We start from the raw sequence: 5,717 nt of genomic DNA, 5'->3' as shown, positions 1-5,717 counted from the left end.
CTGAACAGCCGGCCGCGCGCAACCCACGCGTTCCATTCGCCATTCGAGGTTTTCGCTGCGACACTTGCCTCAGCGGGACAACCTCAAAACGCTAAACATTAACCCCCTCGTTGCACTTCGGTTTGAAACCGCCGAGTAAATGCTGGTGCGCGACTCGATCGCCTCCCAATTGGACCGTTTCATACGCGCGTCCTATGGTTAGTCGGTTTGGGTATGTTCTTCGACTCATTCGACAATACGCTGTCGAGTTCAGTGCTTGCCGCGATGCTCAAGAGCGGCTGGTCGACATTGCCAATTGAACTCTATCTTCATGTCTGCCACGTTTGGGTTCTGTCGCAGTAGGCCGATCTGATATGGTGGTCGGTCCCGAGACGAGCGATGTGTAACGAATGATCAAGGCCCCGAACGCCGCTGTGAGCAAGGTGCTCAAACGGCTGCATTACCCGCTGGACATAATGCTGACATGCGTACGCGTTGGTACGTCGGCTACCCGTTGAGTCTGCGTCATCTGGAAGAAATGATGTCCGAGCGGGCAGTTTTGGTCGAGCATTCGACGGTGCACCGGTGGGCTATCAAGTTGCTGCCCGCGCTCGGTAAGGCATTCGGAAAGCGCAAGAAAAAGGTCGGTCGAAGCTGGCGAATGGACGAGACCTACATCAAGGTCAACGGCAAATGGAAGTACTTGTATCGGGCCGTCGATAAGGCCGGCGACACGGTTGACTTTCTGTTCCGCGCCAAGCGGGACAAGGCTGCAGCCCGGCGCTATTTTGAAAAGGCGATCGCTGGAAACGGCGTGCCGGAGACGGTGACAATCGACAAGAGCGGGGCGAATCTCGCAGGGCTAAATGCGATCAATGCTGATCGCGAAGTGCCGATCAAAATTCGACAATCGAAGTATCTGAACAACGTGGTGGAGCAGGACCATCGAGCGATCAAACGCATCGCACGGCCAATGCTAGGATTCAAGAGCTTTCGTTGCGCCCGCATCATTTTAGGCGGCATCGAACTCATGCACATGATATCGAAAGGGCAGATGAAGAGTGACGATGGGCGGCATCGTTCAGTCCCCGAGCAGTCTACGATCTTGCGAAATAAGCATTCCTATTCGTCCCACCAGCACTTTTCCTGATTTCCTTACTGCGACCGAACCAATCAATGAGATGAATGGATCTCGTCCGGTTGAAGTCTGGGCACTTGCTGTTATTAGCGTGGCGGTTTGGCGAGCGGTTTGTCGGCTGGCGTGATGAGGTGTCGCGCAGTGGTCGATTCGTCCGTCTAACGGAAATGTCTTTTCCCGATGGCGCATTTTTCTCTCCGCGCCTTCGCCGTAGAGTGATGTCGAGACGGGCTCGACGCCTGGGCCCTTTGCCCCAGGGGGCGAGGGCGAGCGCTCCAGTTGATCGCGGACTGGCTCTGCAAGGATCAACCAGTCGGTCGATGTTCCATCTGGGAAGGCCGCGTGCGTCGCCATCCCGAAGGCTCCATGCACTCGTCCGAGGAGCGAGCCGCGAAAGCCGTGTGAGCTACGGCGAACCTCGGCGACTTCCAGGGCAACGAGGATCAGTGAGCGATGCATTGCCGGTGGTATCGCCGCTGCAACCGCTCGGAATCATCCGGGCAATCGAACGTTGGGTCGACCCGACTGTCGATCCGATTGTGTTTAAACAATCAAGGAGGCTATATGAAGTGGACGACACCCGCTTACACCGATCTGCGCTTGGGTTTCGAAATCACGATGTACATCGCGAATCGATAGAAGCACGGCCGTCACGTTGTAAAGGCCGCGCCGCGCAAAGCAACCGATGAAATCCCTCAAAGCGCGTCGCCGTGCTCGAGTTTCAAGGTTGCCGTTGTTGGGCGCGCTTTCGAGCGCGCCCGATTTCCTCGCATTGTGTTTGGGGACACGACACGGGGCGCACTATCGGACCGGTGCCCGCGGGTTCGACAACCGCTTCACTATTGCGTTGGAGGCGGCGGGCAGAGGCAGCACGGAGCATGACACCACCCGATAAAGCACTTGTCGAGCATGAGCCCAACCAGCCCGTCGCGACATGACAGTGCATGCCAGCGCATTTAACGGTGAATTCAACGATCACGACAAATTGACTTCGCGAATGCTGCTATGAAAATCAAGGTACTCGGCTCGTCAGCGGGTGGCGGTTTCCCTCAATGGAAATGCAATTTCCCGAATTGCGACGGCTTCAGACGCGGCACGATCGACGCCCGGCGACGCACACAATCGTCGCTCGCGGTCACGACGAACAGTGCAGACTGGCTGCTGGTCAATGCGTCCCCGGACATTCTCGCGCAGATCGCATCGAATACGGAGCTACAGCCAGCGCGCGCAGTCCGCGACAGCGGGATCGCCGCGATACTGGCAATGGACGCACAGATTGACCACGTGAGCGGCCTGTTGATGCTGCGCGAGCATCACGGGCCGCTGCCGCTGTATGCGACCGCGCCCGTGTGGCAGGACCTAAGAAGCGGCTTTCCGATCGGGCCGATCCTGTCGAGCTACTGCGGCATCGAGCATCGGCAGATACCGGCCGATGGCGGCGACGGCGCGACGCTCGAGATCCCGTTTCTCACCGGTGCATGTGATGGCCGCGATGTGCAGCGCGGACCCGCTGCTCATCGACGGCACGCTTTGGACTGACGACGAGATGATCCGCCTCGGGCTGTCGAGCAATACCGGAGCCGACATGGGGCACCGGGCGCAGACAGGCACGGGCGGCATGATCGAAGTGCTCGATACCATCGTTCGCCGGAACGTGCGCAAGGTGCTGGTTCATATCAACAACACGAATCCGATTCTCAGAGAGCGAGGGCCCGAACGCGCGGAACTCGAGCGGCACGGAATCGAAGTCGCCCACGACGGCATGCAATTCGAACTGTAATACGGGAAGCGATGGCCGCCGTAAGCCCCCGCGGACGTAACGCGCATCGGCTGCATCGCGCACGGAACACAAATATACAGACAGAGACACGATGGACTCAGAACGCATTGCTTGGACCCGCGACGAATTCGAAACGCAACTGCGTGCGAAGGGCGCCGCGTACCACATTCATCATCCGTTCAACGTGAAGATGAATAGCGGTGGTTGTTCGCGGGAACAGGTCCGTGGCTGGGTCGCAAACCGCTTTTATTACCAGATCAACATTCCGCTGAAGGACGGCGCGATCCTGTCCAACTGCCCGGATCGCGCGACGCGCCGTCGCTGGGCGCTGCGCATTCTCGATCACGATGGCTTTGGGGATCAGGCGGGCGGGATCGAAGCGTGGGCGCAGCTCGGCAATGCGGTGGGATTAACGCGCGACGAACTGTGGTCGCTCAAGCAGGTGACGCCGGGCGTGCGTTTCGCCGTCGACGCCTATGTGAACTTCGCGCGCCGCGCGCCTTGGCAGGAGGCCGTGTGCTCGTCACTGACCGAGATGTTCGCGCCGCAAGTCCACCATGATCGCCTTGCAAGCTGGCCCGAGCACTATCCGTGGATCGAGCCGGACGGCCTCGCGTATTTCCGCTCGCGAATCTCGCTCGCGCAGCGCGATGTCGAACATGGTCTCGAAGTGACGCTCGAACATTTTAGACGCCGCGAAAAGCAGCAACGCGCGCTCGACATCCTGCAGTTCAAGCTCGATATTCTCTGGACCATGCTCGATTCGATCGAGAAGGCGTTTGTGCAATGAACGGGATTTCCGGCATCCGACTGTTGAAGTTGAAGCCGATTTACCGGCTTCAGTTCGAACCGGTACAGCGAGCCTACGTACTACTGTACCCGGAAGGGATGGTGAAGCTCAACCGGAGCGCGTCCGAAATCCTGTTGCGCTGCGACGGCACACGCGATGTCGATGCACTGATCGCCGATCTGGAAGCGGCGTTTAATACGCGCGAAATCGGCGGCGAAGTGCTGGCGTTCGTCGGCGAAGCCGACCGACGTGGCTGGCTGGAGTGATCCGATGAACGATCCCGCCGATCCGCGTAACCCAATACAGTCCACCGAGACGGGCGCCAGCCCGCGCACTGTGGCGCCGCTCGCTGACCCGCCAGTTGGCCCGCCTCTGTGGCTGCTGGCCGAGCTTACCTATCGCTGTCCTTTGCACTGCGTATTCTGCTCGAACCCCGTTGACTATGCGTCGCTCGGGCAGGAACTGAGCACTGCACAGTGGCTCGACGTGCTGCGCCAGGCGCGCGCGCTGGGCGCTGCACAGCTTGGATTGTCCGGAGGCGAGCCACTGCTGCGCGACGATCTCGAAGTGCTCGTCGAGGAAGCACGCAAGCTTGGCTTTTATACGAACCTGATTACATCTGGTATTGGCTTGACCGACAAGCGACTCGGTGCATTGAAAGACGCGGGCCTTGATCACATCCAGCTGTCCTTCCAGGACTCGACGCAAGAGCTGAACGATTTTCTTAGCAACACGCGCACCTTCGAGCTGAAGAAGAAGGTCGCGACATCGATCAAGGCGCATGGCTTTCCGATGGTGCTGAACTGCGTGTTGCATCGCTATAACTTGCCTCATGTGAACAGGATTATCGACATGGCGCTCGAGATGGGCGCCGATTACCTCGAACTGGCAAACACGCAGTATTACGGTTGGGCCTACCTGAACCGCGCCGAACTGATTCCGACGCGCTCGCAGGTCGAGCAGGCCGAAGCTGTCGTGCAACGGTATCGGAAGCGCATCGGCGAGCGCTGCAAGATCCTGTTCGTGGTGCCCGACTACTTCGAGGATCGCCCGAAGCGCTGCATGAACGGCTGGGGCAACCTTTTCCTCGGCATCGCGCCGGACGGGCTCGCGCTGCCGTGTCACGCGGCGCGCTCGCTGCCTGGGCTCGTGCTTCCGCGCGTGACGGAGAGGCCCCTCGCGGACATCTGGTATTGCAGCGACACGTTCCGGCGCTATCGCGGCTTCGGTTGGATGAAGGAGCCGTGTCGGAGTTGCGACGAGAAGGAACACGATCTTGCAGGTTGTCGCTGCCAAGCTTATTTGTTGACGGGCGACGCTGCCAACGCCGACCCGGTGTGTGAGAAGTCGCCGCTGCATGGCGCTGTCGAGCAGACCGTGCGTTTCGCGGCCGCGCGCCCGCAGGCTGCGCCGCGCCGCGCATCCGTCAGGGAACAGCCGATCATATTTCGCACCGACGCGAACTCACGCGAACGATCATGATGCGCAAGATCGCGGTGCTGCTGGTCGATGATCACGCAGTGGTCCGAGAGGGCTATAAGCGCCTACTCGAACAGCGCGGCGACGTGAATGTCGTGGGCGAAGCCGGCAATGCGACCGAGGCATATCAACGCTTTTGTGCGCTCACGCCCGAGGTGGTTGTGATGGATGTGTCCTTGCCGGGTGCGAGCGGTATCGAGGCGATGCGCCGGATGCTGGCTCGCGAACCGGGCACGCGGGTGCTCGCGTTCAGCATGCACGAGGAAGCGGTATTCGTGCGGCGCGCGCTTGATGCCGGCGCACTGGGCTACGTCACGAAGGCGAGCGCGCCCGATGTACTGGTCGAAGCAGTGCATGAGATCGCACGGCGCAAGCGTTATCTGAGCCCCGACGTGTCGCACGCGCTCGCGCTGGGTTCGGGCTGCCACGACGGCGCGGCAGGCGGCAGGCAGTTGTCGCCACGCGAGTTCGAAGTGAACCGCCCCGGAAATGTAGGAGACTTCGGATCTTGGCTGTAACGGGAGATTTGAAGCATGGAAAGCGAAGGCAAG

At 60.0% G+C, this 5,717-nt stretch carries 5 protein-coding genes and 3 pseudogenes; all 8 read left to right on the top strand.

Annotated elements, in window-relative coordinates; translation table 11 throughout:
- Nucleotides 1-168: 168 nt before the first annotated feature.
- Nucleotides 169-325, top strand: a pseudogene (locus AWB75_RS39100) (MFS transporter); the annotation flags it as partial.
- A 64-nt stretch (nt 326-389) separates the two neighbouring features.
- Nucleotides 390-1,129, top strand: a protein-coding gene (locus AWB75_RS35960) for an IS6 family transposase (protein ID WP_235012429.1) whose coding sequence is annotated in 2 segments (ribosomal slippage) — nt 390-470 and nt 473-1,129 — 738 coding nt in all. Because the reading frame shifts where the segments join, the coding sequence is not laid out codon by codon here.
- Nucleotides 1,130-1,681: 552 nt separating this feature from the next.
- Complete coding sequence (gene pqqA / locus AWB75_RS35955) at nt 1,682-1,756, top strand: pyrroloquinoline quinone precursor peptide PqqA (RefSeq protein WP_087087197.1); 75 nt, start codon at nt 1,682-1,684, stop codon at nt 1,754-1,756.
- A 366-nt stretch (nt 1,757-2,122) separates the two neighbouring features.
- A pseudogene (locus AWB75_RS35950) lies at nt 2,123-2,897 on the top strand (pyrroloquinoline quinone biosynthesis protein PqqB).
- A gap of 91 nt (nt 2,898-2,988) precedes the next feature.
- Nucleotides 2,989-3,687: a pyrroloquinoline-quinone synthase PqqC gene (gene pqqC, locus AWB75_RS35945; protein ID WP_061128682.1), complete on the top strand. Its 699-nt coding sequence runs from the start codon at nt 2,989-2,991 to the stop codon at nt 3,685-3,687.
- The gene (gene pqqD / locus AWB75_RS35940) at nt 3,684-3,953 is read left to right on the top strand and encodes a pyrroloquinoline quinone biosynthesis peptide chaperone PqqD (RefSeq protein ID WP_061128681.1); all 270 of its coding nucleotides are present in this window, start codon (nt 3,684-3,686) and stop codon (nt 3,951-3,953) included. Before pqqC ends, pqqD begins: the two co-directional genes overlap by 4 nt.
- Before the next feature lie 4 nt (nt 3,954-3,957).
- Nucleotides 3,958-5,169, top strand: a complete 1,212-nt coding sequence (gene pqqE, locus AWB75_RS35935) for a pyrroloquinoline quinone biosynthesis protein PqqE (RefSeq protein WP_087087196.1) — start codon at nt 3,958-3,960, stop codon at nt 5,167-5,169.
- Nucleotides 5,166-5,648: pseudogene (locus AWB75_RS35930) on the top strand (response regulator); the annotation flags it as partial. The gene pqqE and the pseudogene AWB75_RS35930, both read left to right, overlap by 4 nt.
- Between the last annotated feature and the right edge of the window lie 69 nt (nt 5,649-5,717).

It is taken from the genome of Caballeronia catudaia (genome assembly GCF_001544755.2).
Lineage (GTDB): Bacteria > Pseudomonadota > Gammaproteobacteria > Burkholderiales > Burkholderiaceae > Caballeronia > Caballeronia catudaia.
The sequence above is the reverse complement of the archived record's forward strand: the minus strand, read 5'-3'. Positions and strand labels throughout refer to the sequence as shown.